This is a genomic window from Streptomyces poriferorum, from assembly GCF_019399235.1.
GTDB lineage: Bacteria > Actinomycetota > Actinomycetes > Streptomycetales > Streptomycetaceae > Streptomyces > Streptomyces poriferorum.
In genome coordinates this window covers 42702-67506 of the sequence record NZ_JAELVH010000017.1, presented here as the reverse complement: position 1 = coordinate 67506, position 24805 = coordinate 42702, and the positions used below count along the sequence as shown (strand labels likewise).

The window sequence follows — 24805 nt, the reverse complement described above, 5'->3', positions numbered from 1 at the left end:
TGGCGATGCTGGGGGGTGTCCGAAAAGTATCGTCGTCCGCCCACGGGGCGGACCGGGCGAGACTTCGCGGACGCGACCTGGGGGCGGGCGGAACGGGTGAGAGCCACACGTGGCGCGGCGCGGGCGTACATCCTGGCCGTCGCGCTCGGCGCCGCCCTGTGCGTCCTGCCCGCGCTGCGTCCCGGCGCGGGCACCCCCTGGACCACCCTCGGACTGCTCACCGGGCTCTACCTCGTCTGTGAACTGCCCGGCCGCTGCCCCTTCTTCGGCAGTTCCGTGCCCATCAGCGCCGGATCGTTCTTTCCCCTGCTGCTCGCCGCGGCCTTCCTGCTGCCGCCCCCGGCCGCCGCACTGGTCGCGATCCCGGGCTCGCTCGTCGGGCGGGTGGAGAAGCCGCCCGCCGCGGCCCGCCGGATCTGGCGGGCCGGCCAGCTGGCCGTCACCGTCTGGGCGGCCTCGTCGGTGCACACCCTGCTCGGGGGCCCCGCCGCGCTCGGCGGTCCGGGGCCGGACCGGCTCCCCGACCTGCCGTACGCCCTGCTGCCCGCCTGCACCGCCGCGCTGGTCTTCAGCCTCGTCCTGACCGCCCTGGACGGCTCGATCCTCGCGGCGGCGGAACAGCTGCCCCTGCGGCGCGCCTGGAGCGGGCTGCTGCCGCGATCGCTGGGGCCGCACCTGGTGCACGGTCTCGCCGGGCTGATGATGGCGATCCTGTGGCACAGCTCGTACGGGCCGCTGGCCGCGCTCTTCGTCCTGCTGCCGATGTACATCTCCTGCTGGGTCTTCGCCCAGTACCACCGTGAGCACGCCGCGCACCGCGCCACGATCAGGGCCCTCGTGCAGGCCGTCGACATCAAGGACACCTACACCCGGGGGCACAGCGAGCGGGTGGGGCGCGCGTCCGTGCTCATCGCGCAGGAGCTGGGCATGGCGCAGGAGCGCATCGAGGTGCTCCGGTTCGCCGGAATCCTGCACGACGTGGGGAAGCTCGGGGTGCCGACGAGGGTGCTGCGCAAGGACGGGCCCCTGACCCCGGAGGAACGCCGGGTGATCGAACTGCACCCGGAGTACGGCCACGAGATCGTCCGCGGCATCGGCTTCCTCGGCGAGGCCAGGGCCGCGATCCTGCACCATCACGAGCGGCTCGACGGCAGCGGCTACCCGTACGGGCTGACCGGCCGCCGGATCCCCGAGTTCGCCCGGGTCGTCGCCGTCGCCGATGCCTTCGACGCGATGACCTCGACCCGCTCCTACCGGCCGGGGCGCCCGGTTCCGGTCGCCGTGGAGGAACTCAAGCGGTGTGCGGGCACCCAGTTCGACCCGCAGATGGTCCGGGCTCTGGCGCGGGGCCTGGAACGGCACGGGTGGTCGGGGGCCGCGACGGCGGACGAGGAGCGGGTTCCGGTGCCGCGGGGGCAGGACGAGGCCGGGGGCGTGGGCGCCGGGTCCGTCCGGGGGCCGGTCCGTCCCCGACCGGCCGACGGGCTCGGTCGCGGCGCCCCGGACCGTCCCCGGTGAGCCCGCGGTGGGTACGGCTGCCGCACGTCGTCCTGGCCGTCCGTGGCGCCGCCCTCGCGCTCGCCGCCGCCGGGCTGGCGCACACCCTGTGGCACGGCGTCCACGAACCCGGCCACGCCCTCGCCTTCGGCCTGCTCATCACCATCGGTGAGCTGGCCCGCTGGGGCGCCCAGCCGGGGGAACGGGAGCCCGCGCCGCTCGGCGCGGCCGGGGCGCTCGCGTACGCCCTGCTCGGGAGCAGCGCAGGGGAGCCGACCAGTCACGGGGTGCTCCAGGTGATCGCCGTGCTCGTCGCGGCGCAGCTCGTCGCCTCCGTGCCCCATGTCGCGCGCGGCAGCGGGCCCGGCCCCGACCAGGTGGCCCGCCGCGTCCTGACCGTCACCTTCGCGGCCGTCTGCTTCCAGCCGCTGTACAACTCCGGCCGGTCCGCGGACTGGTTCGGTGACGGCCCGTACTACGCGGCCTTCCTCCTCGTGCTGCTCGGCCTCACCGCCCTGTGCGACGCCGTGCTCGGCGCCCTGCTGCTGCGGGCCCGCACGCTGCCCCGCAGCCTCCGGGCGGCCGGGCTGACCCCCGTCCCGTACGGGCCACTGCTCCGCGACGAGCTGCGGGCGCTGGGCGGCATCGGGTCGGCGGTCTGTGCCACCGGTGCCGTGATGGCGCTCGGGGTCGCCGTCGCCGGGCTGTGGGCGCTGCCTGTCCTGTGCGTACCGCTGCTCCTCACCCAGGTGTCCTTCCGCCGGTTCGCCGCGGTGCGCACCACCTACCGGCAGACCATCGCCTCGCTCGCCCGGTCAACCGAGATCGCCGGGTACACCCCGCACGGTCACGCCCGCAGGGTGGCGGTGCTGTGCACGGCTGTCGGGCGCGAGATGGGCCTCTCCGGGCCCGACCTCACCGTCCTCGAGTACGCGGCGCTGATGCACGACATCGGCCAGCTCTCGCTCGTCGACCCGGTACCGGACGGGGCGACGGCCTCCCTGCCTGCCGCCGAGCAGCGCCGGATCGCCCTGCTGGGCGGGGCCGTGGTCCGCCAGACCGGGGTGGACACCGAGGTCGCCGTCGTCGTGGAACAGCAGGCGGACCCCTACCGCGAGCAGCCGCTGTCCGCCAGGATCGTCCGGGCGGTCAACGCATACGACGACCTGTGCGGGGAAGGGATCGGCGGGCCGCTCGGTGCCCTGGAACAGCTCAGGCTCGGAACCGGCCGTGATTACCAGCCCCAGGTGGTGGAATCGCTCGCCAGGGTTCTGGCCAGGGGCGGTCTGACCCCCGTCCCGCCGGGGTAACCCATGGGTAATGAGCGGGCGTCCGGCCGGGCATGGTTGGATGCGAAGAGAGCGGAAAACGAGGGTGTCCAGTCGGGACAGGCGGGAATCGTGAGGATCTTCGGGAAGGTACGGCATCGGCCCTCCGCCTCTTGGCGGCAGGCCACGGACCGCGCGTTCACGCTGATCGGCGACGGCCGGTACGAGGACGCGGGCGCGTTGCTGACGCGTGCGGCGGACCTGGAACCCTGGCTCTCCGAGTCATGGTTCAACCTGGCGCTGCTGCACAAGTTCCGGCACGACTGGGAACAGGCGAGAGCCGCGGGCCTGCGGGCCGTCGCGCTGCTCGACAAGGAGTCCGGCGCCCCCGACTGGTGGAACGTCGGGATCGCCGCCACCGCGCTCCAGGACTGGCCGCTGGCCCGCCGGGCCTGGCAGGCGTACGGGCTGAAGGTGCCCGGCGGCGGGCAGCAGACTCCGGCGGCGGGCAGCGAGCCGGTCGGCATGGAGCTGGGCAGCGCGGCCGTGCGGCTGTCGCCGGAGGGCGAGGCCGAGGTCGTCTGGGGCCGCAGGCTGGATCCGGCACGGATCGAGGTCCTGTCGATCCCGCTGCCGTCGTCCGGGCGGCGCTGGGGCGAGGTCGTCCTGCACGACGGGGTGCCGCACGGCGAGCGGATCACCGCGGCCGGGCCCTCCTACCCGGTGTTCGACGAGATCGAGCTGTGGGCCCCGTCCCCCGTCCCCACCTGGGTGGTGCTCCTCGAAGCGGCCACCGAGGCGGACCGGGACGCGCTGGAGCAACTGGCGTCCGACGCGGGTTTCGCCGCCGAGGACTGGTCCTCGTCCGTCCGGTTGCTGTGCCGGGCCTGTTCGGAGAGCCGGATGGAGAGCGACGAGGGCGACGGCGAGCATCTCGACCCGCACGACCACAGCGAGCCGGGCCATCCCGGCCCGCTGGGCCACCGCACCGCCGGCGAACTGTGGGTGCCCGAGCGCGAGTGCGGTCTCGCGGCGCCCGCGGGGCTCGTGCGCGGGCTGCTCGACGGCTGGGTGGCGGACAGCCCGGACAGCCGTGAGTGGCGGGATCTCGAAGAAGTCTGCTGACGTCCGGAAGAAGTCGGCCGACGGGTGCCCGTAGGCTGTACGCGCACCGATTCCGGTGCTCGGGCGCCCGGGTCTCGCGAGCCGCGGATCCCGGGTTTCACGTTGTGAGGAAGGCGTACGGCGGACATGGCGCAGCAGGAGACGGACGAGCAGATCAGCGTCGACGAGGACGGGTTCCTCATCGACACCGAGGACTGCGAGGCGCGTGAGGCGGCACACCGCGAGCGCGGCACCTCGCGCCCGATCACGGTCGTGGGCAACCCGGTCCTGCACAAGGAGTGCAAGGACGTCACCGCGTTCGACGACGAGCTGGCCCAGCTGATCGACGACATGTTCGCCAGCCAGCGGACGGCGGAGGGCGTGGGCCTGGCCGCCAACCAGATCGGGGTCGACCTCAAGGTCTTCGTCTACGACTGCCCGGACGACGACGGGGTCCGGCACACGGGCGCCATCTGCAACCCGGTGCTCGACGAGCTGGCGCCCGAGGAGCGCGTCCTGGACGACTCCAACGAGGGCTGCCTCTCCGTCCCGACGGCGTACGCCTCGCTGGCCCGCCCGGACTACGCGGTGGTGCGCGGCCAGGACGCCCGGGGCAACCCGGTCAAGCTGCGGGGCGACGGCTACTTCGCCCGCTGCCTCCAGCACGAGACGGACCACCTGTACGGCTACCTGTACATCGACCGCCTCTCCAAGCGCGACCGCAAGGACGCGCTGCGCCAGATGGCGGAGAACACCCCGCGCTACGAGGTCGTCCCGAACGACTGATCCGGCCGGCGCGCAGCTGTGCGGGGCCCTGTTCCGGTACGCCGGGACAGGGCCTCCGGCATGTCTCGGGGAAGTCAACTGCCTTTCTTCCATGCATAGTTGACGCGCGTCGACTCGTCCGACAGGCTGTCGCTCCACACCTTCACCGTGGTAGGGAGCCCCCCCCCATGCTCAGACGTTCCGCACGACTCCTGCTCGGCCTTGTCATGACCATGGCATTCGCGTTGGGCGGGGCGGTCGTGACCGCCGGTACCGCACAGGCCGACGACTGCTACACCTGGACCCGCACCCTGTCCTCGGGCGCCACCGGCAACGATGTCGTCCAGCTCCAGATCCGGGTGGCCGGATACCCCGGATACAACTCCGTACTCGCCATCGACGGCTCCTACGGGCCCGCCACCACCGCCGCCGTCAAGCGCTTCCAGGCCGCCTACGGACTGGCTGCCGACGGCGTCGCCGGCCCGGCCACCCAGTCCAAGCTCTACGCGCTCCAGGACAGCGACTGCACGCCCGCCCACTTCACGTACGCCGAGCTCAACCACTGCAACAGCACCTGGGCGGGTGGTGCCGTCGCGGCGGGCACCGCGAAGGCCAACGCGCTGAGCACCATGTGGAAGCTGGAGGCGCTGCGCCACGCGCTCGGTGACCGGCCCATCACCGTCAACAGCGGTTTCCGCTCCACGTCCTGCAACAGTGCGGTCGGCGGTGCGTCCAACAGCCGCCATCTGTACGGCGACGCGGCCGACCTGGGCGGGATCGCCTTCTGCACCCTGGCCCAGCAGGCCCGTAACCACGGGTTCAACGGGATCCTCGGCCCGGGCTACCCGGACCACAACGACCACGTCCACGTGAACCAGGGCCCGAGCCACTACTGGTCGGCGCCCAACTGCGGCATCTGACATGTCTGTGGGGCCCGCCGTCGCCGGCGGGCCCCACAGCTGCTCCCGAGGTCAGGCGGACTTCGCCGTCAGGCGCGTCCCGCCCGTCGTCTGCACCGCGGCACCGTCCGTGGCCCGCTCCGTCAGCCGGAGCTGCGAGACGGCGTTGCGCAGGACCAGCGCGCCGGCTCCGGCGTCGAGCTGCCAGCGCTGCGTACGCGCGCCCGCCGCGCAGGTCCCGAGCGACAGCTCGGCCCCCACCTCCAGCGGAGCGCCCAGGTACTTCTTCCCGCGCGCCGCGTCCAGGCACAGGCCGCTCTCCGCGGACTTCACGGTGTAGTAGCCGTCCGCGGTCGCCGTCAGCGTCCAGGCCGCCTTCGCGTTCCGGGCCAGCGACACCCCGGCGTCCGCGCCGGGCGCCAGCGTCCCCGCGCCCGCGCTCAGGCGGTACGTACCGTCGGCCAGCGGGGCGCGGTCGGTGTTCTCCCAGCCCGGGGCGTGCCCGATCCGACGGGCCAGCGCCTCGAAACCGGCATACGTCCCACTCGGCTTCGGGCCGCCCCAGGTGGCCTGCGCGATGAAGCGCAGCGGCATGAAGACCTTCGCCTCGACCTCGTTCTCGGTCTCGGCCGCCGCACTGTCCGGCCACAGGCTGATCTTCGCGCCGGTCAGGTTCGCCGCCGTGGCCGGCAGTGTCTGGCCCTCGAAGCGCAGGGGCGTCCAGTCGCTCTCGTACAGCTTCTGGGTCTGCATCGTGTAGCCGCCGCGCACCAGGTAGAGCGCGTACGCGGAGTTCATCACCGGGCGGCCCTCGGCCAGCAGCGCGGACGGCTGCTGGATGGCGCCGCCGCCCAGCCAGTGCTCGACGGTGATGTCACGGTCGAGGGGGACGACGCCGTTGCGGCCCATCAGACCGTCGTTCCAGATCCGCAGCGACCGGCCGTCGGCCTTCACGTGGGCGTTGACCTGGTTGATGAAGTCGGCGAAGAGATCGTCGGGGGTGGCCGAGGCGCCGAACTTGGCGGCGGCGGCCGTCTGCAGCTGCGGATAGTTCGGGTACGAGGAGCCGATCATGTACTCGTCGGCGCCCATGTGCCAGGTGCGGGTGTCCCACACCTCCAGGGCCTCGTCGACCATCGAGGTGTAGTACGTCAGGGCCTCGGGCCGTGAGATGTCCAGCCGGGGCGGCGAGGCGACGCCGTCCTTGTCCTTGAGCTGGAGCTCCGGGTGGTTCTCCAGGTAGGTGTCCATGTGGCCGGGGGAGTTGATCTCCGGCACGAGGTCGATGTGGTACTTCTTCGCCATCGCGACCAGGGCCCGTACCTGCGGCTTCGTGTAGTAGCCCCAGAACGCCGACTCGGGGTCGACGTCGCTCCTGATCTTCGCCTCGATCCAGAGCTGGTTCAGCTTCTGCGAGGCCATGTCCTTCATCAGCCGCTCGAACCAGGGCAGCGAGACGTTGATGTAACAGGCACACACCCCGACTCCGCGCTCGCGGTACGCGGGCACGTCGGTCGCCGAACCGCGCGCGGCCCGCCCGTCGTCGTTCAGCAGCTGGAGCACCGTACGCGAACCGTAGAAGACGCCCGCCGACGTCGCGGCGGTGACCGTGAGCCGGTCGCCGACGTCGAGGCGGTAGCCCTCCGCGCCCAGCGATCCCTTCAGGGAGGCGTCCTGGCGCAGCACGATGTCACCGGCGCGGGCCCTGCCCCGCGAGACCGGGGCCTTCCCCGCCAGCTCGCCCGCGAACCGCGCCGCATCGGCGGCCGTGCGCTGCTCGCGCACCCCGTCCAGCACGATCCTCGCCCGGTCCGTGAGGGTGAACTCCCCTTCGCCGGGCTGCCACTGCCGCAGTGACGGCAGCACCTCGGGCGGCGGCGCGGCGGCGGACGCCCCGTCCTCGGCCGAGGCGCTCTGCAGGGGCAGCAGAGTGGCGGCGAGCGCGGCCACCACGGCCCCGACGGTCCTTCGTTTAGCCATCCGGATGTCCATGCGCCCGACCCTGACGTGCCGGGGCGGACCCGGTCCATGGACTCGCGGGGGAATCAGTTGGACGAATGGTCCGATGTAAGCCCCGTAAGTGATCAGGCTACTTCGGTCAATTCGGTCGGGCCGCGGAAGGTCCGGCGATACGCGTTCGGCGTGGTACCCAAGGAGCGTACGAACTGATGGCGAAGCGCCGCGGCGTTCCCGAAACCGGTCTGTCCGGCGATCGTATCCATTGTTTCATCGGATGTCTCCAAGAGGTGCTGCGCCAGGAGTACGCGCTGGCGCAACAGCCAGCGGTACGGCGTGGTGCCCGTCTCCTGCTGGAAGCGGCGGGCGAACGTGCGTGGTGACATGTGTGCCAGGGCGGCGAGCTGTTCGACGGTCATCTCCTGGTCGAGGTGACGTTCCATCCAGGCGAGCGTGTCGCCGACCGTGTCGCAGCGGTTCCGGGGCAGCGGGCGCTCGATGTACTGCGCCTGCCCGCCGTCGCGGTGCGGCGGTACCACCATGCGGCGGGCGATCGTGTTGGCGGCGGCGGTCCCGTAGGCCTGGCGGACCAGGTGCAGACAGGCGTCGATCCCCGCCGCCGTGCCCGCCGACGTGATAACGGAACCCTCGTCCACGTACAGCACGTCCGGTTCGACGATCGCACGCGGGAAGCGACGGGCCAGCTCGGTGGCGTGGCGCCAGTGGGTGGTGCAGCGCCGCCCGTCCAGCAGGCCGGCCGCGCCGAGAACGTACGCCCCCGAACAGACGCTGAGCACCCTGGCCCCGCGCCCCACTGCCCGGCGCAAGGCCTCCAGGACGTCCTCGGGGTACTCCCGGTCCACGAAGTGGGTGCCGGCGGGGACCGCGATGAGGTCGGCCTCCTCCAGGCGGTCGAGGCCGTGGGGGGTGGTGATGGTGAATCCGGCATGGGTGCGGAGTACCGGGCCCTCGGCGGAGACCACGGCGAAATCGTGCACCGGCAGTCCCTCCTCGCTGCGGTCGAGGCCGAACACCTCGCACAAGACACCGAGTTCGAAGGGGTTCACGTCGTCGAGCAGCAGGGCGGCCACATTCTTCAGCATGCCCCCAGTGTGGCAGTAATTCGATGCCCCATGACAGTCCTGCCACTGCCGCGATCGGCCGGGACCGGCGAGAGTAGAGACATGAACACATTCCTGAACTACCTGGGCACAACAGTCGTTTTCGCACTTTTCCTGGCGCCGACGCTGGTCGGCATCGCCCGCGAACGCCGCATCGACCGCCAGCTGCGGGAAGCGGAACGGGCGCGGAGCGCCGAACCCCCGCAAACGGCGGACGCCGCACGACCGGTGAGGGCCGCACGGCGTCCGTACGTCAGGAGCTGGGCGAGGATCTGAAGGGCTAGCTGTTCTGTCCACGGAGGTTGGGTGCGGTGACAGCGATCACCGTCTTGGGATCTTGAACGAGTGAGGGCCTTCCGGGTTCGGTGTGGATTGCGACGTCTACACCAGCCCGAAAGGCCCTCATGCCCCACCGTAATGCACCCTTGACCGAGACCGGACGTCTGCGGCTGGCCCGCTGTGTGGTCGATGACGGATGGCCCCTGCGCCGGGCAGCGGAGCGGTTCCAGGTCTCGCCGACCACGGCCCAGCGATGGGCCGGGCGTTACCGCCAGCTCGGCGAGGCGGGGATGAGTGACCGTTCCAGCCGCCCCCACCACAGCCCCGGGCGCACGCCGACCCGGACCGAACGCCGGATCATCAAGGTCCGCCTCGCACGGCGGTGGGGACCGGCCCGCATCGCGCACCTGCTGGGCCTGGTGCCCTCCACCGTGCACCGAGTCCTGCTCCGCTTCGGCCTGGCCCGGCTCAGCCATCTCGACCGGGCCACCGGCCGCGTCATACGCCGCTACGAACGCGACCGGCCCGGTGAACTGGTGCACGTGGACATCAAGAAACTCGGCAACATCCCCGACGGCGGCGGCCACAAGGCCCTCGGCCGCCAGGCAGGCCGCAAGACCCGCTCCGGAGCCGGCTACAGCTACATCCACACCGCCGTGGACGACCACTCCCGCCTCGCCTACAGCGAGATCCACACCGACGAGAAGAAAGAGACCGCCACCGCGTTCTGGACACGCGCACACGCCTACTTCACCGGCGCCGGGATCATCGTCGAACGGGTCCTGACCGACAACGGCGCCTGCTACAAGTCCTACCTCTGGCGCGAGACCCTGACGGCGGCCGGGATCACCCACAAGCGAACCCGGCCCTACCGGCCACAGACCAACGGCAAGGTCGAACGCCTCAACCGCACCCTGCTCGACGAATGGGCCTACGCAAAGCCCTACCGATCAGAGCAGGAACGACGCGACGCGTTCCCCCACTGGCTGCACTCCTACAATCACCACCGCGGACACACCGCGCTCGCAGGCAGACCACCCGCCAGCCGCGTCCCCAACCTCACCGGTCAATACAGCTAGCGCCGCGGTAGGCAACGTTTGCCCCGTCGCGGTACTAGAAGTCGTCGTCGAAGCCGACCGTGCCCTCGACGGCCACCTGGTACGCGGACGGGCGGCGCTCGAAGAAGTTCGTCAGCTCCTGGACGCCCTGGAGCTCCATGAACGAGAACGGGTTCTCCGAGCCGTACACCGCGGGGAAGCCCAGCCGGGTGAGCCGCTGGTCGGCGACGCACTCCAGGTACTGGCGCATCGACTCGGTGTTCATCCCGGGCAGGCCCTCGCCGCACAGGTCGCGGCCGAACTGCAGCTCCGCCTCGACAGCCTCCTTCAGCATGTCGGTGACCTGCTGCTGGAGCGCGTCGTCGAAGAGGTCGGGCTCCTCCTTGCGGACGGTGTCCACGACCTCGAACGCGAAGTTCATGTGCATCGTCTCGTCACGGAACACCCAGTTGGTGCCCGTGGCGAGGCCGTGCAGCAGCCCGCGGGAGCGGAACCAGTACACGTACGCGAAGGCGCCGTAGAAGAACAGCCCCTCGATGCACGCCGCGAAGCAGATCAGGTTCAGCAGGAAACGGCGGCGGTCGGCCTTCGTCTCCAGCCGGTCGATCTTCTCGACCGAGTCCATCCACCGGAAGCAGAACTGCGCCTTCTCGCGGATCGACGGGATCTCCTCGACCGCGTCGAACGCGGCCGCCCGGTCGTCCGGATCGGGCAGATACGTGTCGAGCAGCGTCAGATAGAACTGGACGTGCACGGCCTCCTCGAACAGCTGCCGCGACAGGTACAGCCGCGCCTCGGGGGAGTTGATGTGCTTGTACAGCGTCAGCACGAGGTTGTTGGAGACGATCGAGTCGCCGGTCGCGAAGAACGCCACCAGCCGGCCGATCAGATGCTGCTCGGCGGGCGACATCTTGGCGAGGTCCGCCACGTCGGAGTGGAGGTCGACCTCCTCCACGTGCCAGGTGTTCTTGATCGCGTCCCGGTAGCGCTCGTAGAAGTCCGGGTACCGCATCGGCCGCAGGGTCAGTTCGAAGCCCGGGTCCAGCAGGTTCTTGTTGTCGTTGGAGCTCATTACTGGCAGGCCTCGCAGGACTCGGGGTTCTCCAGGGAGCAGGCGATCGCGTCCGCGTCGGGCGCGGGTGCCTGCTCGGGGACGGTGGCGGCGGACGCGGCGCGGGCGATCCGGGTCGCCGGGCGGGAGCGCAGGTAGTACGTCGTCTTCAGCCCCTGCTTCCAGGCGTACGCGTACATCGAGGAGAGCTTGCCGATCGTCGGCGTCTCCAGGAACAGGTTCAGCGACTGGCTCTGGTCGAGGAACGGCGTACGGGCCGCCGCCATGTCGATCAGGCCGCGCTGCGGGATCTCCCACGCGGTGCGGTACAGCGCCCGCACCTCCTCGGGGATCCACGCGAAGCCCTGCACCGAGCCGCTCGCCTCGCGCAGCGCCTCACGGGTCCGCGCGTCCCACACGCCGAGCTGCTTCAGCTCGTCCACCAGATAGCCGTTGACCTGGAGGAATTCCCCGCTGAGCGTCTCGCGCTTGAAGAGGTTGGAGACCTGCGGCTCGATGCACTCGTACACGCCTGCGATCGAGGCGATCGTCGCCGTCGGCGCGATGGCGAGAAGCAGGGAGTTGCGCATCCCGCTCTTCGCGACCCGGGCGCGCAGCGCGTCCCAGCGCTCCGGCCAGTTCAGCTCGGTGTCGTAGTGGTCCGGGTGCAGCACGCCGCGGGCGGCACGCGTCTCGGACCACGCGGGCAGCGGGCCCGAGCGCTCCGCGAGGTCGCACGACGCCTCGTACGCCGCGAGCATGATGCGCTCGGAGATCTTCGTCGACAGGGCGCGGGCCGCGGGGGAGTCGAACGGCAGCCGCAGCTGGAAGAAGACGTCCTGGAGACCCATCGCGCCCAGACCCACCGGCCGCCAGCGGGCGTTGGACCGGCCGGCCTGCTCGGTCGGGTAGAAGTTGATGTCCACGACCCGGTCGAGGAAGGTCACGGCCGTACGCACGGTGGCGTCCAGGCGCTCCCAGTCGATCGTGCCGTCGGCGACGAACGCGCCGAGGTTGACGGAGCCGAGGTTGCAGACGGCCGTCTCGCCGTCGTCCGTGACCTCCAGGATCTCCGTGCACAGGTTCGAGGAGTGCACGACGCGGCCCGGTTCGGCGGTCTGGTTCGCGGTCCGGTTGGAGGCGTCCTTGAACGTCATCCAGCCCTGGCCGGTCTGGGCGAGGGTCCGCATCATGCGGCCGTAGAGCTCACGGGCCGGCATCGTCCTGCGGGCCAGGCCCTTGGCCTCCGCGGCCCGGTACGCGGCGTCGAACTCGTCGCCCCACAGGTCGACCAGCTCGGGCACGTCGGCCGGGGAGAACAGCGACCAGGTGCCGTCCGTGTCGACCCGGCGCATGAACTCGTCGGGGATCCAGTGCGCCAGGTTGAGGTTGTGCGTACGCCGCTGGTCCTCGCCCGTGTTGTCGCGCAGCTCCAGGAACTCCTCGATGTCCGCGTGCCACGTCTCCAGGTAGACGGCGGCGGCGCCCTTGCGCCGGCCGCCCTGGTTGACGGCGGCGACGGAGGCGTCGAGCGTCTTCAGGAACGGCACGATGCCGTTGGAGTGCCCGTTCGTGCCGCGGATCAGCGAACCGCGGGCACGGATACGGGAGTACGAGAGGCCGATGCCGCCCGCGTGCTTGGACAGGCGCGCCACCTGGTGGTAGCGGTCGTAGATCGAGTCCAGCTCGTCCAGCGGGGAGTCCAGCAGGTAGCAGGAGGACATCTGCGGGTGCCGGGTACCGGAGTTGAAGAGCGTGGGGGAGGAGGGCAGGTAGTCCAGCCGGCTCATCAGCCCGTACAGCGCGGCGACCTCGTCCAGGGCGCGCGCGGAGGTGTCCTCGGCGAGCCCGGCGGCGACGCGCAGCATGAAGTGCTGCGGGGTCTCGATGACCTCACGGTTGAGCGGGTGGCGCAGCAGATAGCGGCTGTGCAGGGTGCGCAGTCCGAAGTAGCCGAAGCGGTCGTCGGCCCCGTCGGCGAGCGACTGCCCGACCAGTGCGTCCAGGGCGGCCGCGTGGAGGGTCACGAACGCGGCCGTGCGGTCCGCGATCAGGCCCTCGCGGTGCCCGACGGCGACCGATGCGGAGAACGACGTCGCGCCCTGCCCGGCCGCCTCGTCCGCGATGGTGCGGGTGAGGAGCCGGGCGGCGAGGCGGGAGTAGGCGGGGTCCTCGGAGATCAGGCCCGCGGCGGCCTCGGTGGCCAGCGAGCGCAGCTCGGCCTCGTCCGACCGGGCGTTGCGGCCGCGCAGCGCTGCGGCGGCGACGCGTCCGGGGTCGGTGTCGGGCAGATCGGCGGTGAGGTCGGTCAGGGTCCGCAGCAGTGCGGTTGCCGGTCCGTCGCTCGTGGTTCCCGCTGATTCGGCCGCTGAAACCGGATGGGCTGGCGCGATGGTCACGCGGTGCTCTCCTCGCTCGGCTCGGGGCCTTGGGGGGAGCGGAGGGCGGCCGGGCGGAGCGCGGCAGGGCGGCGCTCCGTGCGGCGTCCACCGGCCCATCCACGAGGCCCGGACGTCTGGGCATCCGGATCGGTCGAGCCGGATGCGCTGTCGGCAGGACCTCGGACTAGGGGGTGCAAAAGCACACCGAGTACACCGTTGCGGGACAGTTCCGGATTCGCACCGGATTTCCCTGCGGCGACAGCGAGCACGAGCATACATGTGGGGGCTGCCGGATGCGGCAGCCCCCACATGTTGTGTCGTGCTCACCCTCACACCGAAGGGCGCAGCTCCAGACGGAACGTCAGCAGCGTCAGGTCGGCGACGGGGCTCCAGTCCCTGTCGGGCGTGCGGACGAAGCCGAGCCGCCGGTAGATCCGGTGGGCCCCGTGCATCGCCGGCTGAGTCGACAGGACGATCCCCGCGACCCCCGTGGTGGCCCGTGCGCGGTCGATACAGGCCCGGACGAGCGCCTCCCCGGCTCCTGCGCCCCGGGCCTCGCGGGAGACCGCCAGCGTCCGGAATTCCGCCTCGTCCGCCGCGGCGATGTCGGCCCACGGGTTCCCGGGGGCCGCGTAGGTGACCCCGCCCAGGACACGGCCCCCCGCGTCGGCTGCCACCAGCACCTCGGCCTCCGCCGCCCGGCGCGAGATGTCGCGCAGCCGCGCCAGGTACGGATCGTCGTCGCCGAAGGCCAGGAGGCCGTCGCCGAGATAGGCCTCGGCGGTGATGTCGCCCAGGAGCGCGTGCTCGGCGGGCTCGATCGGCCGGATCGTTATGTCCATGGGGCGAAGTCTGCCGCACGGGCGGGCCGTGGCCGCAAGCGATTTCTGCGGACGTGCGAACGGGCCGCCGCACCTCTCCGGGGAGGGGTGCGGCGGCCCGTTCACGCAGCGGGTGGTCAGTGACCGCCCGGAGCGCCGGCGGTGGCCGGCGGGAGCTCCGTCTTCACGCCCGGGTCGCCCGCGTCCGCGGTGTAGTCGCCCGGGGAGGTCTCGTCGACCCCGGCGGGCGCCTTCACGGCGTTCAGGACGAAGGTGAGGACGACGACGACCACGACGTTGAGCACGAAGGCCGTCAGGCCGATGTAGCCGATCTCGCCGATTCCGGGGATCTCCTTGGAGGACCCGCCGAAGTGCTTCTGGGTCGGGCTGGCGACCCCGTACGCGGCGATCGTCCCGTACAGCATGCCGACCGCCCAGCCCGCGAGCAGCGCCCAGCGGTGGAACCAGCGGGTGAACAGCCCGCCGACCAGGGCCGGCATCGTCTGGAGGATCCAGATCCCGCCGAGCAGCTGGAAGTTGATCGCGACCGTCTTGTCCATGGTGAGGACGAAGGCGAGCGCGCCGACCTTGACCAGCAGCGACACCAGCTTGGAGACCTTGGTCTCCTGCGCGGGTGTGGCGTCGGGCTTCAGGAAGTCCTTGTAGATGTTGCGGGTGAACAGGTTCGCCGCGGCGATCGACATGATCGCGGCGGGTACCAGGGCGCCGATACCGATGGCGGCGAAGGCCACGCCCGCGAACCAGTCCGGGAACATGTTCTCGAACAGCTGCGGGATCGCCAGCTGACCGTTGTCCACCTTGACGCCGGCGGCGATCGCCATGAACCCGAGCAGCGCGAGCAGACCCAGCATCAGCGAGTACAGCGGCAGGATCGTCGTGTTGCGGCGGATCACGTCACGGCTGCGGCTGGAGAGCGTCGCCGTGATCGAGTGCGGATACATGAAGAGAGCCAGCGCCGAGCCGAGGGCCAGGGTGGCGTAACCCCACTGGCCCGCCTCACCCGGAGCGAGACCGGCCACCGGTTTCCCGGCCGCCTCGTTCTTCGCGGAGAACGCCTCGCCCGCCTTGGCGAAGATGTCGTCGAAGCCACCGAGCTTGATCGGGATGTAGATGATCGCCACGGCGATGACCAGGTAGATCAGCCCGTCCTTGACGAACGCGATCAGCGCGGGGGCGCGCAGCCCGGAGGAGTACGTGTACGCGGCGAGCACCGCGAACGCGATCAGCAGCGGCAGGTCCTTGATGAACCAGTGCGTGTTCTCGCCGCCGCCCACGCCCATCACATCCAGCACCGCCTGGATGCCGACGAGTTGGAGGGCGATGTACGGCATCGTGGCGAGGATGCCGGTGACGGCGACCGCCAGCGAGAGCCCCTTGGAGCCGAAGCGGCCGCGGACGAAGTCCGAGGTGGTGACGTAGCCGTGCTTGTGCGACACCGACCACAGCCGCGGCAGGAACGTGAAGATCAGCGGGTACACCAGGATGGTGTAGGGCACCGCGAAGAAGCCGGCCGCGCCCGCCGCGTAGATCGCCGCGGGAACGGCGACGAAGGTGTACGCGGTGTAGAGGTCGCCGCCGAGCAGGAACCAGGTGACCCAGGTGCCGAACGACCTGCCGCCCAGCCCCCATTCGTCGAGGCTGGCCTCGTTCTCGGCCTTGCGCCACCGGGCGGCCATGAAGCCGACGACCGTGACGGCCAGGAAGAAGAAGATGAAGACGCCGAGCGCGACTCCGTTCACGCCGTCCTTCATGCTGACGCACCCCCCTTGCGGGCGCGCTGGTCACGCTGCCACAGCTTGTACGCGACCATCGTGAGCGCCGTCGAGATGAGCACCCAGAGCATCTGGTACCAGTAGAAGAACGGGATCCCGATGAAGGTCGGGTCGACCTTGGCGTACGAACTCACCCAGAGCATCGCCACGAACGGCGCGATGAGACACAGGGCGATGACCACCCGCACGGGTGTGACGGTGGGTGGTTTTCCTTCTGGTTCTTCCGGCATGGCGGCGACTCCGTCCCCTCACTGATCACCTGTTGTAATGCGCAGGAAATCTAGGCGAGGGTTCCGGCCAGCGTCACCCCCTGTCCGCATTGCGGTCCGGCAACGGTCGTGCGGCGTCGGACGTCTGGCCGAAATGCCATCAAACGTCGGGGTGTTGGTCCAGGCCAATCGCGGGTGAGGGGGCGCCGGGCAGCGAACAGCCCCCGTGGGAACGCTTCCACGGGGGCTGTCCGGGGCTGCCGGCGCCTTCAGTCCAACGGACGCTTCAGGCGGGCCACGAACTTGTAGCGGTCGCCCCGGTAGACCGAGCGGACCCATTCGACCGGCTCGCCCTGTCCGTCCAGTGAGTGCCGGGACAGCATGAGCATCGGCAGGCCCACGTCCGTGCCGAGCAGGCCGGCCTCGCGCGGGGTGGCGAGGGAGGTCTCGATGGTCTCCTCGGCCTCCGCCAGCCGCACGTCGTACACCTCGGCCAGGGCCGTGTACAGGGACGTGTACTTGACCAGTGAACGCCGCAGCGCGGGAAAGCGTTTGGCCGAGAGGTGGGTGGTCTCGATCGCCATCGGCTCACCGCTCGCCAGGCGCAGCCGCTCGATCCGCAGCACGCGCCCGCCCGCGCTGATGTCCAGCAGTCCGGCGAGCGTGTCGTCGGCCGTCACGTAGCCGATGTCCAGTAGCTGGGACGTCGGTTCCAGCCCCTGGGCCCGCATGTCCTCGGTGTACGAGGTGAGCTGCAGGGCCTGTGAGACCTTCGGCTTGGCGACGAAGGTGCCCTTCCCCTGGATGCGCTCCAGCCGGCCCTCGACGACCAGTTCCTGGAGCGCCTGGCGCACGGTCGTGCGCGAGGTGTCGAACTCGGCGGCCAGGGTCCGTTCCGGGGGCACGGGTGTGCCCGGCGGCATCGTGTCCGTCATGTCGAGCAGATGCCGCTTCAGCCGGTAGTACTTCGGGACGCGCGCGGTACGCGTACCCGCGCCCGTCTCGTTCCCGGCACTGCCCCCGTCGGCACCCATGGCCCGCCTTCCCGACTGCTGCGTTGCTGCCGTCACCGGCTCCTCCGTCTGTCGCGGCTCACATGGTGGCACGGTCCGGTCACGGCTCGTCGCCCTCCCTCAGGTGTCGGTCCTATAACGGACGCGAGTGCACTTCTTATACACCCTTGACACCCCTAAAGGTCTAGGCCAAGCTCCCGGTACTGGTCTAAACCATTAAAGACCAGGTCCCAGCCCCACGGGCAGTACCCGGCGCATGCGATTGTGCGTCGGACGGCGTTCTCGGGTGGTGGGGGGAATTCTCTTGCAGCCCTGAGGAGGGTGTCGTGAAGCGCGGACTCATCGCGGCCATTGGCGTCGTGGCTCTGTTGGCCGGTGCCACTGCCTGTGGCTCGGACGACAAGGCTGACAGCAGCAGCAAGAAGACCGGCCCCGACAGTTACAAGGGCCAGACGCTGACTGTCTGGGCCATGGACGGCTCGACGCCTCCCGGCTGGACCAAGGATCTGACCGCTGCCTTCGAGAAGAAGACCGGCGCCAAGCTGAAGTTCGAGACCCAGAAGTGGGACGGCATTCAGCAGAAGATCACCACGGCTCTCTCCGAGTCGACTCCGCCGGACGTCATCGAGGTCGGCAACACCCAGACCCCGGCGTACGCGGCCACCGGCGGTCTCTCCGACCTGAGCGACCTCAAGAAGGAGATCGGCGGCGACTGGGTCGAGGCACTCAACGAGTCCTCGGTCTTCGACGGCAAGCAGTACGCCGCCCCGTGGTACTTCGCCAACCGCGTCGTCATCTACAACAAGAAGGTCTGGGCCGACGCCGGCATCAAGGATACCCCGAAGACGCGGGACGAGTTCTTCAAGGACCTGGACGCCATCAAGGCGAAGGGCAAGGCCGAGCCGATCTACCTGCCCGGCCAGAACTGGTACTTCTTCGACGGCCTGACCATCGGTCAGGGCGCTGACCTTGTGAAGAAGGAAGGGGACAAGTACGTCTCCAACCTCTCCGACCCCAAGGTCACCGCGGCCATGGAGCTCTACAAGAAGTACCAGGCCTACTCCAAGGCTCCCAAGGACAAGGACGAGGCCACCCCGCAGCAGGCCGAGGTCTTCGCCAAGGGCAACGTCGGTGCCTTCATCGGCATGGGCTGGGAGGCCGGCACGGCCATCGCGGCCAACAAGAAGATCGAGAGCGACATCGGCTACTTCACCATCCCGGGTGAGACCGCCGACAAGCCCGAGGGTGTCTTCCTCGGTGGCTCGAACTTCGCGGTCGCCGCGGGCAGCAAGAAGCAGGACCTCGCCAAGGAGTTCCTGAAGCTCTCCCTGTCCGACCAGTTCGAGGGCCAGCTGGCCAAGGAGAACGGCGTCATCCCGAACAAGGAGTCGCTCAACTCCAACCTGACCGGAAACGGCGCTGCCGAGGCCGCCGCCCCGGCCGCCGCCGTCGGCGGCACCACCCCGCTCATCCCCGAGTGGGCCGCTGTCGAGAACGCGCCGAACCCGATCAAGAGCTACATGACCGCGGTTCTGAACGGAAAGTCCCCGGCCGACGCCGCCAAGGCGGTCGAGTCGGAGATCAACAAGCGTCTCTCGCAGAAGAGCTGATCGCACGCGCCGGGGGGCGGACAGCAACCGCCCCCCGGCGCACCCGCGTGACTCGACCGTACGGCCCAAGACAGAGATGGCGAGCATGTCAGTGCAGACCGAAAAAGCGGACTCGGTCCCGGCAGCCGGCGTCCGCAAGGACGATGCCCCTTCCGGCGGCCCCGCCGCATCGAGCAGAGGGCGGGCCGGTGGCTCAGCCCCTTACCTCCTCCTCGTGCCCGCACTGCTCGTCACAGCGGTGCTCCTGGGCTACCCACTGGTCAAGAACGGCATGCTGTCGTTCCAGAACCTCAACCCGCGCCAGTTGATCCTCCACCTGACCGAGTGGAACGGTATCGACAACTACAAGGAAGTCCTCGGCGGCTCGGACTTCTGGAGAGTTGTCGAGCGGTCGGTTCTCTTCACCGCCGCCAACGTCGTCCTGATCATGGTGATCGGGATGATGGTCGGTCTTCTGCTCGCGCGGCTGGGCAAGAAGATGCGACTGGTGCTCATGCTGGGCCTGGTGCTTGCCTGGGCCATGCCGATGATCGCGGCTACTACGGTCTACCAGTGGCTGTTCGCCCAGCGGTTCGGAGTCGTCAACTACGTCCTCGACAGCCTCGGCTGGCACTCGATGGCCGACTTCAACTGGACGAGCAGTCAGCTGTCCACCTTCTCGCTGGTCACCCTGGTGATCGTCTGGCAGTCCATCCCGTTCGTGGCGATCAATCTGTACGCCGCGTCGACGACGATCCCCAAGGAGCTGTACGAGGCCGCCTCGCTCGACGGCGCCAACTCCTGGAAGAGCTTCACCCTGGTGACGCTCCCCTTCCTCAAGCCGTTCCTGCTGGCCACGACGTTCCTCGAAGTCATCTGGGTCTTCAAGTCCTTCGCCCAGCTCTTCGCCATCAACGGCGGCGGCCCGGACCGGCTCACCGAGACCCTGCCCGTCTACGCGTTCGTCGAAGGCGTCGGCAACCAGCACTTCGGTATGGGCGCGGCCATCTCGTTCCTGACGATCATCGTCCTGCTGGCGATGACCGCTTACTACCTGCGCACCGTACTCAAGCAAGAGGAGGACGAGCTGTGAAGCGCTCACTGTTCGGCCGGATCTGGCCCAACCTGACGGCTGTCGTCCTCTTCATAGGCTTCGCTTTCCCCGTCTACTGGATGTTCAGCACGGCCTTCAAGCCGACCGGCGACATCATCACGGACACCCCGGTGTGGTTCCCCACCGACATCACCTTCGAGCACTTCAAGAAGGCGATGGCGGCCGACCACTTCTGGACCCTGGTCCGCAACTCGTTCACGGTGACGATCGTCTCCGTGGTCGCCTCGCTGGTGATCGCGCTGCTGGCATCCTTCGCGATGGCCCGCATGCGCTTCAAGGGCCGCCGGGGCATCCTGCTGACGTTCATGATCGCGCAGATGGCGCCCTGGGAAGTCATGGTCATCGCGATCTACATGCTGGTCCGCGATGCGGACATGCTGAACAGCCTGGTCCCGCTGACGGCCTTCTACATGATGATGGTCCTGCCCTTCACCATCCTGACGCTGCGCGGCTACGTCGCCGCCGTGCCCAAGGAGCTGGAGGAGTCCGCCATGGTCGACGGCTGCACCCGCCCGCAGGCGTTCAGGAAGGTGATCCTGCCCCTGCTCGGCCCCGGCCTGATGGCGACCTCGCTCTTCGGTTTCATCACCGCCTGGAACGAGTTCCCGCTCGTCCTCATCCTCAACAAGGACATCGAGTCCCAGACCCTTCCGCTCTGGCTCTCGCAGTTCCAGACCGCGTTCGGGGACGACTGGGGAGCGACCATGGCAGCCTCCTCGCTCTTCGCGATCCCGATCCTGATCCTCTTCATCTACCTGCAGCGCAAGGCCGTCAGCGGTCTCACCGACGGCGCAGTGAAGGGATAACGACTTCCATGACCACCCTCGTATCCACCACGGACACCGTCACCCGCGACGCCCTCGCCGTCCTGCAGCCGGGTTTCACCGGCACCACGGCACCGGACTGGCTGCTGCGCCGGGTCGGCGAAGGCCTCTCCTCCGTCGGGCTGTTCGGCCGCAACATCGAATCGCCCGAGCAGCTCGCCGCGCTCACCGCCCAGCTCCGTGCCGAGCGTGACGACGTGCTCGTCGCGATCGACGAGGAGGGTGGCGACGTCACCCGTCTGGAGGTGCGGCACGGCTCGTCCTTCCCGGGCAACCTGGCGCTCGGCTCCGTCGACGACGTCGCCCTGACCCGTGCCGTCGCCCAGGAGCTGGGCCGCCGGCTCGCCGACTGCGGCGTCAACCTCAACTGGGCGCCCTCCGCGGACGTCAACTCCAACCCCGGCAACCCGGTCATCGGGGTGCGGTCCTTCGGCGCCGACCCCCACCTGGTCGCCCGGCACACCGCCGCATACGTCGAGGGCCTCCAGGCCGCCGGCGTCGCCGCCTGCACCAAGCACTTCCCGGGGCACGGCGACACCGCGGTCGACTCGCACCACGCGCTGCCCCGCATCGACGTGGATCTGGAGACCCTGCACGCCCGTGAGCTCGTGCCTTTCCGGGCGGCCATCGCAGCGGGTTCCAAATCGGTGATGAGCGCGCATATCCTGCTTCCCGCGCTCGACCCGCACCGCCCGGCGACCCTGAGCCCGCAGATCCTGACCGGTCTGCTGCGCGAGGAGCTGGGCTACGACGGCCTGATCGTCACCGACGCCGTGGAGATGCAGGCCATCGCCTCGACGTACGGGATCGAGCGCGGCTCCGTCCTCGCGATCGCGGCGGGTGCCGACGCGCTCTGCGTCGGCGGCGGCCTCGACGACGACAGCACGGTCCTGCGGCTGCGCGACGCGCTGGTCGCGGCGGTCCGGGCCGGCGAACTGCCCGAGGAGCGGCTGGCGGACGCCGCCGCCCGGGTACGGGCCCTCGCGTCGTGGACGCGCCGGGCCAGGGGGGCTGTCTCGGAGCCGGGCGCGGCAGTGCAGGAGGGGACCGCGCCCGGCACCGGACACAGCACGGGCATCGGTTCGGACGTCGGCCTGACCGCCGCCCGCCGCGCAGTGAAGGTGACCGGCACGGGCGAGCCGCTCACCGAGCCCCCGTACGTCGCCGCGTTCACCCCGGTCGCGAACATCGCCGTCGGTGACGAGACACCATGGGGCGTCGCCGCCGAACTGACCAGGCTGCTGCCGGGCACCGAGACCGGTACGTACAGCGGCGAGACCGAGGCACCCGGGACCGGGGCGCTGCGGGCCGCGGGGGAGCGGCGCATCGTCGCGGTCGTCCGCGACGCGCACCGCCACCCGTGGATGACCGAGGCTCTCGACGCGGTGCTCGCGGCGCGCCCGGACACGATCGTGGTCGAGATGGGCGTCCCCCAGTCCGACCCCAGGGGCGCCCTCCACATCGCCACCCACGGCGCCGCCAGGGTCTGCGGCCTCGCAGCCGCGGAAGCGATCGTGTCGCCGAAGTAGAACCAGGGCACGATCAAGCCCGTCCGGGCACGACCGAGCCCAGCCGGGCAGAATCAAGCCTGTCCGGCGATTGAGGACAAAGCCCCCACAGGACGGGCGGGCCGTCACATTCGAGCCCGCCCGGCGATCGAGGGCGGAAGGCCCACGCGGGACGCCCCCGCACACAAGAGGGCCGGGACACCACACGGTGCCCCGGCCCTCCCGCGTACCGATAAGAACCAGAACTAAATACCCTGCCACAGCGGCTTCGCCGCATAGGTGGCGCGGAAGTAGTCCGCCAGCTTCAGCTTGGACGCCGCCGCCTCGTCGACCACGACCGTCGCGTGCGGGTGCAGCTGCAGCGCCGACGCGGGCACGATCGCGGCGACCGGCCCCTCGACCGTCTGCGCCACGGCGTCCGCCTTGCCCTCGCCCGTCGCGAGCAGGATCGGGTGGCGGGACTCCAGGATGGTGCCGATGCCCTGGGTGATGACGTGGTGCGGCACCTGCTCGATGTCGTTGTCGAAGAAGCGCGCGTTGTCGACCCGCGTCTGATCGGTCAGCGTCTTGATGCGGGTGCGCGAGGCGAGTGAGGAGCACGGCTCGTTGAAGCCGATGTGCCCGTCCGTGCCGATGCCGAGCAGCTGGAGGTCCACCCCGCCGGCGTCGGCGAGTGCCTGGTCGTACGCCTCGCAGGCGGCCTGGACGTCCTCGGCGGAGCCGTCGGGGCCCATGAACGACGCCTCGGAGAGCCCGAGCGGCTCGACGACCTCGCGCAGCACCACGGAGCGGTACGACTCCGGGTGGCCCGCCGGCAGCCCCACGTACTCGTCGAGCTGGCAGATGCGGGCGCGCGACGCGTCCACCGCGCCGGAGCGGACCTTCTCGGCCAGCGCCCGGTAGATGGGCAGCGGGGTCGATCCGGTGGCAACGCCGAGAAGGGCGTCGGGCTTACGGCTGAGCAGGGCGCCGATGGCCCCCGCGATCAGTTCGCCGCCTGCCTTGGCGTCCGGGACGATGACAACTTCCACGCGGGGCCTGCCGATCTAGAGTGAAGACATGTGGTATAGACCAATCTAAGTCCTAATCTAGCAGAACTCCCGCCCCTGGACACGGCCCCCGGGCGTCTGCCGGCCATACGTTTCGGGGCGCGCGGGCGCGTCCCCGCCGGGGCTGTCCGCTGGCGGGCCCGCGGTGCCCCGTGTTGACTTGACCGACGCACCGCGACACCCCGGGAGGCACCAGACATGTCCGCCACGTACCCGGCCGACGAGGGCGAGCAGCCCGGCCGGATCATGTCCGGCGAGATGGCCGAGCAGCCCGAGATGCTGCGGCGCATCCTCGACCGCGGGGCACCCGCCATCCGGGCGGTCGCCGCCGAGATCGCGGGCCGGAAGCCACGCTTCGTCCTGCTCACCGCCCGCGGCACGTCGGACAACGCCGCGCTCTATGCGAAGTACCTGCTGGAGATCACGCTCGGTCTGCCCTGCGGCCTGGCCTCGATGTCCACGACCACCGCGTACGGCGCGAAGCCGGACCTCAGGGACGTCCTGGTCATCACCGTGAGCCAGTCCGGCGGCTCGCCCGACCTGGTGGCCTCGACGAAGGCCGCCCGGGAGGCCGGCGCGGTCACGCTGGCGGTCACCAACAGCCCGGACTCACCGCTCGCCGCGGTCTCCGAGTACCACATCGACATCCTGGCGGGGCCGGAGAAGGCCCTGCCCGCCACCAAGACGTACACCGCCTCCCTGCTCTGCCTGTACCTCTTCGTGGAAGGGCTGCGCGGCGGCGACGGTGCGGCGGCCGCGATCCTGCCGGAACTCGCCGGGGCGATCCTGGCGCGCAAGGACGAGGTCAGGGTCCTGGCGTCCCGCTACCGCTTCGCCGAGCGCATGGTCATCACCTCACGCGGATACGGCTATCCCACAGCCAAGGAGGCCGCCCTGAAGCTGATGGAGACGAGCTACATCCCCGCCCTGTCCTACTCGGGCGCCGATCTGCTGCACGGTCCGCTCGCCATGGTCGACAACATCTCCCCGGTGATCGCCGTGGTCACCGACGGCCGGGGCGGCGAGGCACTCCAGCCGGTGCTCGACCGGCTGCGCGGGCGTGGTGCGGACCTCTTCGTGGTCGGCCCGAAGGCCCAGGTGGAAGCGGCCTCCGCGGGCTTCGTGCTGCCGACGGCCGGGGTCGCCGAGGAGGTCCAGCCGATCCTGGAGATCCTGCCGCTGCAGATGCTGGCCTACGAGGTGACGATCGCACGCGGCCAGGACCCGGACGCGCCGCGCGCGCTCGCGAAGGTCACGGAAACCCGCTGACCCGCCGAAACCGCCTCCGGAAACACCCGCGGGCCGCGGCGCCGGGCCGGGACCCTCAGCCCGACCAGCACCGCAGCCCGGAGTAGGACCGCCCGTTACGGGCGATCGGCTCGGCCGGCGGTGTGCGGTGCCCCCGGCCGGGGAGAGGCACCCGGCGCAGTCAGGGCAGAGAGCGCGGGTACCTCGTTCCGCTCTCCTGTGCGGGGAGAGCGGAGGCTCTGTCTACAGCATTGTGGA

21 protein-coding genes and 1 riboswitch are annotated in these 24805 nt (G+C 70.3%); of the genes, 12 read left to right on the top strand and 9 right to left on the bottom strand.

The genetic code is table 11. The features are described 5' to 3' along the window. Nucleotides 1-96 precede the first annotated feature (96 nt). From JGS39_RS05370 to JGS39_RS05350, 5 genes are all read left to right on the top strand, one after another. A complete protein-coding gene (locus tag JGS39_RS05370) occupies nt 97-1518 on the top strand; it encodes an HD-GYP domain-containing protein (protein ID WP_219567556.1) in 1422 nt (473 codons plus the stop codon). After that, nucleotides 1515-2807, top strand: a complete 1293-nt coding sequence (locus tag JGS39_RS05365) for an HD domain-containing protein (protein ID WP_308120186.1) — start codon at nt 1515-1517, stop codon at nt 2805-2807. The genes JGS39_RS05370 and JGS39_RS05365 overlap by 4 nt, the downstream gene beginning before the upstream one ends. A 90-nt stretch (nt 2808-2897) precedes the next feature. Further along, the gene (locus JGS39_RS05360; RefSeq protein ID WP_219567555.1) at nt 2898-3890 is read left to right on the top strand and encodes a tetratricopeptide repeat protein; all 993 of its coding nucleotides are present in this window, start codon (nt 2898-2900) and stop codon (nt 3888-3890) included. 126 nt (nt 3891-4016) lie between these two features. Beyond that, on the top strand, nt 4017-4655 hold the full coding sequence (gene def, locus JGS39_RS05355; protein ID WP_219567554.1) for a peptide deformylase: 639 nt from the start codon (nt 4017-4019) through the stop codon (nt 4653-4655). 167 nt (nt 4656-4822) lie between these two features. Beyond that, on the top strand, nt 4823-5554 hold the full coding sequence (locus JGS39_RS05350) for a D-Ala-D-Ala carboxypeptidase family metallohydrolase (protein ID WP_219567553.1): 732 nt from the start codon (nt 4823-4825) through the stop codon (nt 5552-5554). A 51-nt stretch (nt 5555-5605) separates the two neighbouring features. Here the strand turns inward: JGS39_RS05350 and JGS39_RS05345 are convergent, their stop codons facing one another. Continuing rightward, complete coding sequence (locus JGS39_RS05345) at nt 5606-7513, bottom strand: glycoside hydrolase family 20 protein (RefSeq protein ID WP_236062994.1); 1908 nt, start codon at nt 7511-7513, stop codon at nt 5606-5608. A gap of 104 nt (nt 7514-7617) precedes the next feature. After that, nucleotides 7618-8592 carry a helix-turn-helix domain-containing protein gene (locus JGS39_RS05340; RefSeq protein WP_219567552.1) on the bottom strand — a complete coding sequence of 325 codons (975 nt, stop codon included), beginning with the start codon at nt 8590-8592 and terminating at the stop codon, nt 7618-7620. Between the two features lie 81 nt (nt 8593-8673). Here JGS39_RS05340 and JGS39_RS05335 point away from each other — a divergent pair, with 81 nt between their 5' ends. Together JGS39_RS05335 and JGS39_RS05330 are read left to right on the top strand one after the other, a co-directional pair. Next, on the top strand, nt 8674-8886 hold the full coding sequence (locus tag JGS39_RS05335; protein ID WP_219567551.1) for a hypothetical protein: 213 nt from the start codon (nt 8674-8676) through the stop codon (nt 8884-8886). Nucleotides 8887-9014: 128 nt separating this feature from the next. Next, nucleotides 9015-9968, top strand: a complete 954-nt coding sequence (locus JGS39_RS05330; protein WP_219567550.1) for an IS481 family transposase — start codon at nt 9015-9017, stop codon at nt 9966-9968. A gap of 34 nt (nt 9969-10002) precedes the next feature. Here the strand turns inward: JGS39_RS05330 and JGS39_RS05325 are convergent, their stop codons facing one another. From JGS39_RS05325 to JGS39_RS05300, 6 genes are all read right to left on the bottom strand, one after another. Next, nucleotides 10003-11019 (bottom strand): ribonucleotide-diphosphate reductase subunit beta, encoded by a 1017-nt coding sequence (locus JGS39_RS05325; RefSeq protein WP_219567549.1) that lies wholly within the window; start codon nt 11017-11019, stop codon nt 10003-10005. After that, a complete protein-coding gene (locus JGS39_RS05320; protein ID WP_219567548.1) occupies nt 11019-13397 on the bottom strand; it encodes a ribonucleoside-diphosphate reductase subunit alpha in 2379 nt (792 codons plus the stop codon). Before JGS39_RS05320 ends, JGS39_RS05325 begins: the two co-directional genes overlap by 1 nt. 147 nt (nt 13398-13544) lie before the next feature. Then, nucleotides 13545-13641, bottom strand: a riboswitch (adenosylcobalamin-variant (AdoCbl-variant) riboswitch). A gap of 67 nt (nt 13642-13708) precedes the next feature. After that, nucleotides 13709-14221 carry a GNAT family N-acetyltransferase gene (locus tag JGS39_RS05315; RefSeq protein ID WP_219567547.1) on the bottom strand — a complete coding sequence of 171 codons (513 nt, stop codon included), beginning with the start codon at nt 14219-14221 and terminating at the stop codon, nt 13709-13711. A 116-nt stretch (nt 14222-14337) separates the two neighbouring features. Continuing rightward, complete coding sequence (mctP, locus tag JGS39_RS05310; RefSeq protein ID WP_219567546.1) at nt 14338-15972, bottom strand: monocarboxylate uptake permease MctP; 1635 nt, start codon at nt 15970-15972, stop codon at nt 14338-14340. After that, the gene (locus JGS39_RS05305; RefSeq protein ID WP_219567545.1) at nt 15969-16223 is read right to left on the bottom strand and encodes a DUF3311 domain-containing protein; all 255 of its coding nucleotides are present in this window, start codon (nt 16221-16223) and stop codon (nt 15969-15971) included. The genes mctP and JGS39_RS05305 overlap by 4 nt, the downstream gene beginning before the upstream one ends. Nucleotides 16224-16471: 248 nt before the next feature. Next, nucleotides 16472-17236 carry a GntR family transcriptional regulator gene (locus JGS39_RS05300; protein WP_219567584.1) on the bottom strand — a complete coding sequence of 255 codons (765 nt, stop codon included), beginning with the start codon at nt 17234-17236 and terminating at the stop codon, nt 16472-16474. 305 nt (nt 17237-17541) lie between these two features. On the opposite strand from JGS39_RS05300, the gene JGS39_RS05295 reads away from it, so the two are divergent. The 4 genes from JGS39_RS05295 to JGS39_RS05280 all read left to right on the top strand — a co-directional run bounded on the left by JGS39_RS05295 (nt 17542) and on the right by JGS39_RS05280 (nt 22271). Then, the gene (locus JGS39_RS05295) at nt 17542-18825 is read left to right on the top strand and encodes an extracellular solute-binding protein (RefSeq protein ID WP_219567544.1); all 1284 of its coding nucleotides are present in this window, start codon (nt 17542-17544) and stop codon (nt 18823-18825) included. A gap of 85 nt (nt 18826-18910) precedes the next feature. After that, complete coding sequence (locus tag JGS39_RS05290) at nt 18911-19897, top strand: carbohydrate ABC transporter permease (RefSeq protein WP_219567543.1); 987 nt, start codon at nt 18911-18913, stop codon at nt 19895-19897. Then, nucleotides 19894-20724 (top strand): carbohydrate ABC transporter permease, encoded by an 831-nt coding sequence (locus JGS39_RS05285; protein WP_148020652.1) that lies wholly within the window; start codon nt 19894-19896, stop codon nt 20722-20724. The genes JGS39_RS05290 and JGS39_RS05285 overlap by 4 nt, the downstream gene beginning before the upstream one ends. Before the next feature lie 8 nt (nt 20725-20732). Next, a complete protein-coding gene (locus JGS39_RS05280; RefSeq protein WP_219567542.1) occupies nt 20733-22271 on the top strand; it encodes a glycoside hydrolase family 3 protein in 1539 nt (512 codons plus the stop codon). 224 nt (nt 22272-22495) lie between these two features. Here JGS39_RS05280 and nagB read toward each other — a convergent pair whose 3' ends face one another. Further along, entirely contained in the window at nt 22496-23281 is a 786-nt protein-coding gene (gene nagB / locus JGS39_RS05275; RefSeq protein ID WP_219567541.1) for a glucosamine-6-phosphate deaminase, read from the bottom strand. Nucleotides 23282-23497: 216 nt separating this feature from the next. Between nagB and JGS39_RS05270 the strand changes: the two genes are divergently transcribed. Next, entirely contained in the window at nt 23498-24568 is a 1071-nt protein-coding gene (locus JGS39_RS05270; protein WP_219567540.1) for an SIS domain-containing protein, read from the top strand. Nucleotides 24569-24805 lie beyond the last annotated feature (237 nt).

Bases quoted from the DNA above. Each gene is read 5' to 3' on its own strand.
- JGS39_RS05280 (WP_219567542.1), top strand. From the start codon at position 20,733: ATGACCACCCTCGTATCCACCACGGACACCGTCACCCGCGACGCCCTC.
- JGS39_RS05290 (WP_219567543.1), top strand. From the start codon at position 18,911: ATGTCAGTGCAGACCGAAAAAGCGGACTCGGTCCCGGCAGCCGGCGTC.
- JGS39_RS05325 (WP_219567549.1), bottom strand. From the start codon at position 11,019: ATGAGCTCCAACGACAACAAGAACCTGCTGGACCCGGGCTTCGAACTG.
- JGS39_RS05315 (WP_219567547.1), bottom strand. From the start codon at position 14,221: ATGGACATAACGATCCGGCCGATCGAGCCCGCCGAGCACGCGCTCCTG.
- mctP (WP_219567546.1), bottom strand. From the start codon at position 15,972: ATGAAGGACGGCGTGAACGGAGTCGCGCTCGGCGTCTTCATCTTCTTC.
- JGS39_RS05300 (WP_219567584.1), bottom strand. From the start codon at position 17,236: ATGGGTGCCGACGGGGGCAGTGCCGGGAACGAGACGGGCGCGGGTACG.
- JGS39_RS05335 (WP_219567551.1), top strand. From the start codon at position 8,674: ATGAACACATTCCTGAACTACCTGGGCACAACAGTCGTTTTCGCACTT.
- JGS39_RS05340 (WP_219567552.1), bottom strand. From the start codon at position 8,592: ATGCTGAAGAATGTGGCCGCCCTGCTGCTCGACGACGTGAACCCCTTC.
- JGS39_RS05350 (WP_219567553.1), top strand. From the start codon at position 4,823: ATGCTCAGACGTTCCGCACGACTCCTGCTCGGCCTTGTCATGACCATG.
- def (WP_219567554.1), top strand. From the start codon at position 4,017: ATGGCGCAGCAGGAGACGGACGAGCAGATCAGCGTCGACGAGGACGGG.
- JGS39_RS05305 (WP_219567545.1), bottom strand. From the start codon at position 16,223: ATGCCGGAAGAACCAGAAGGAAAACCACCCACCGTCACACCCGTGCGG.
- JGS39_RS05345 (WP_236062994.1), bottom strand. From the start codon at position 7,513: ATGGCTAAACGAAGGACCGTCGGGGCCGTGGTGGCCGCGCTCGCCGCC.
- JGS39_RS05270 (WP_219567540.1), top strand. From the start codon at position 23,498: ATGTCCGCCACGTACCCGGCCGACGAGGGCGAGCAGCCCGGCCGGATC.
- JGS39_RS05330 (WP_219567550.1), top strand. From the start codon at position 9,015: ATGCCCCACCGTAATGCACCCTTGACCGAGACCGGACGTCTGCGGCTG.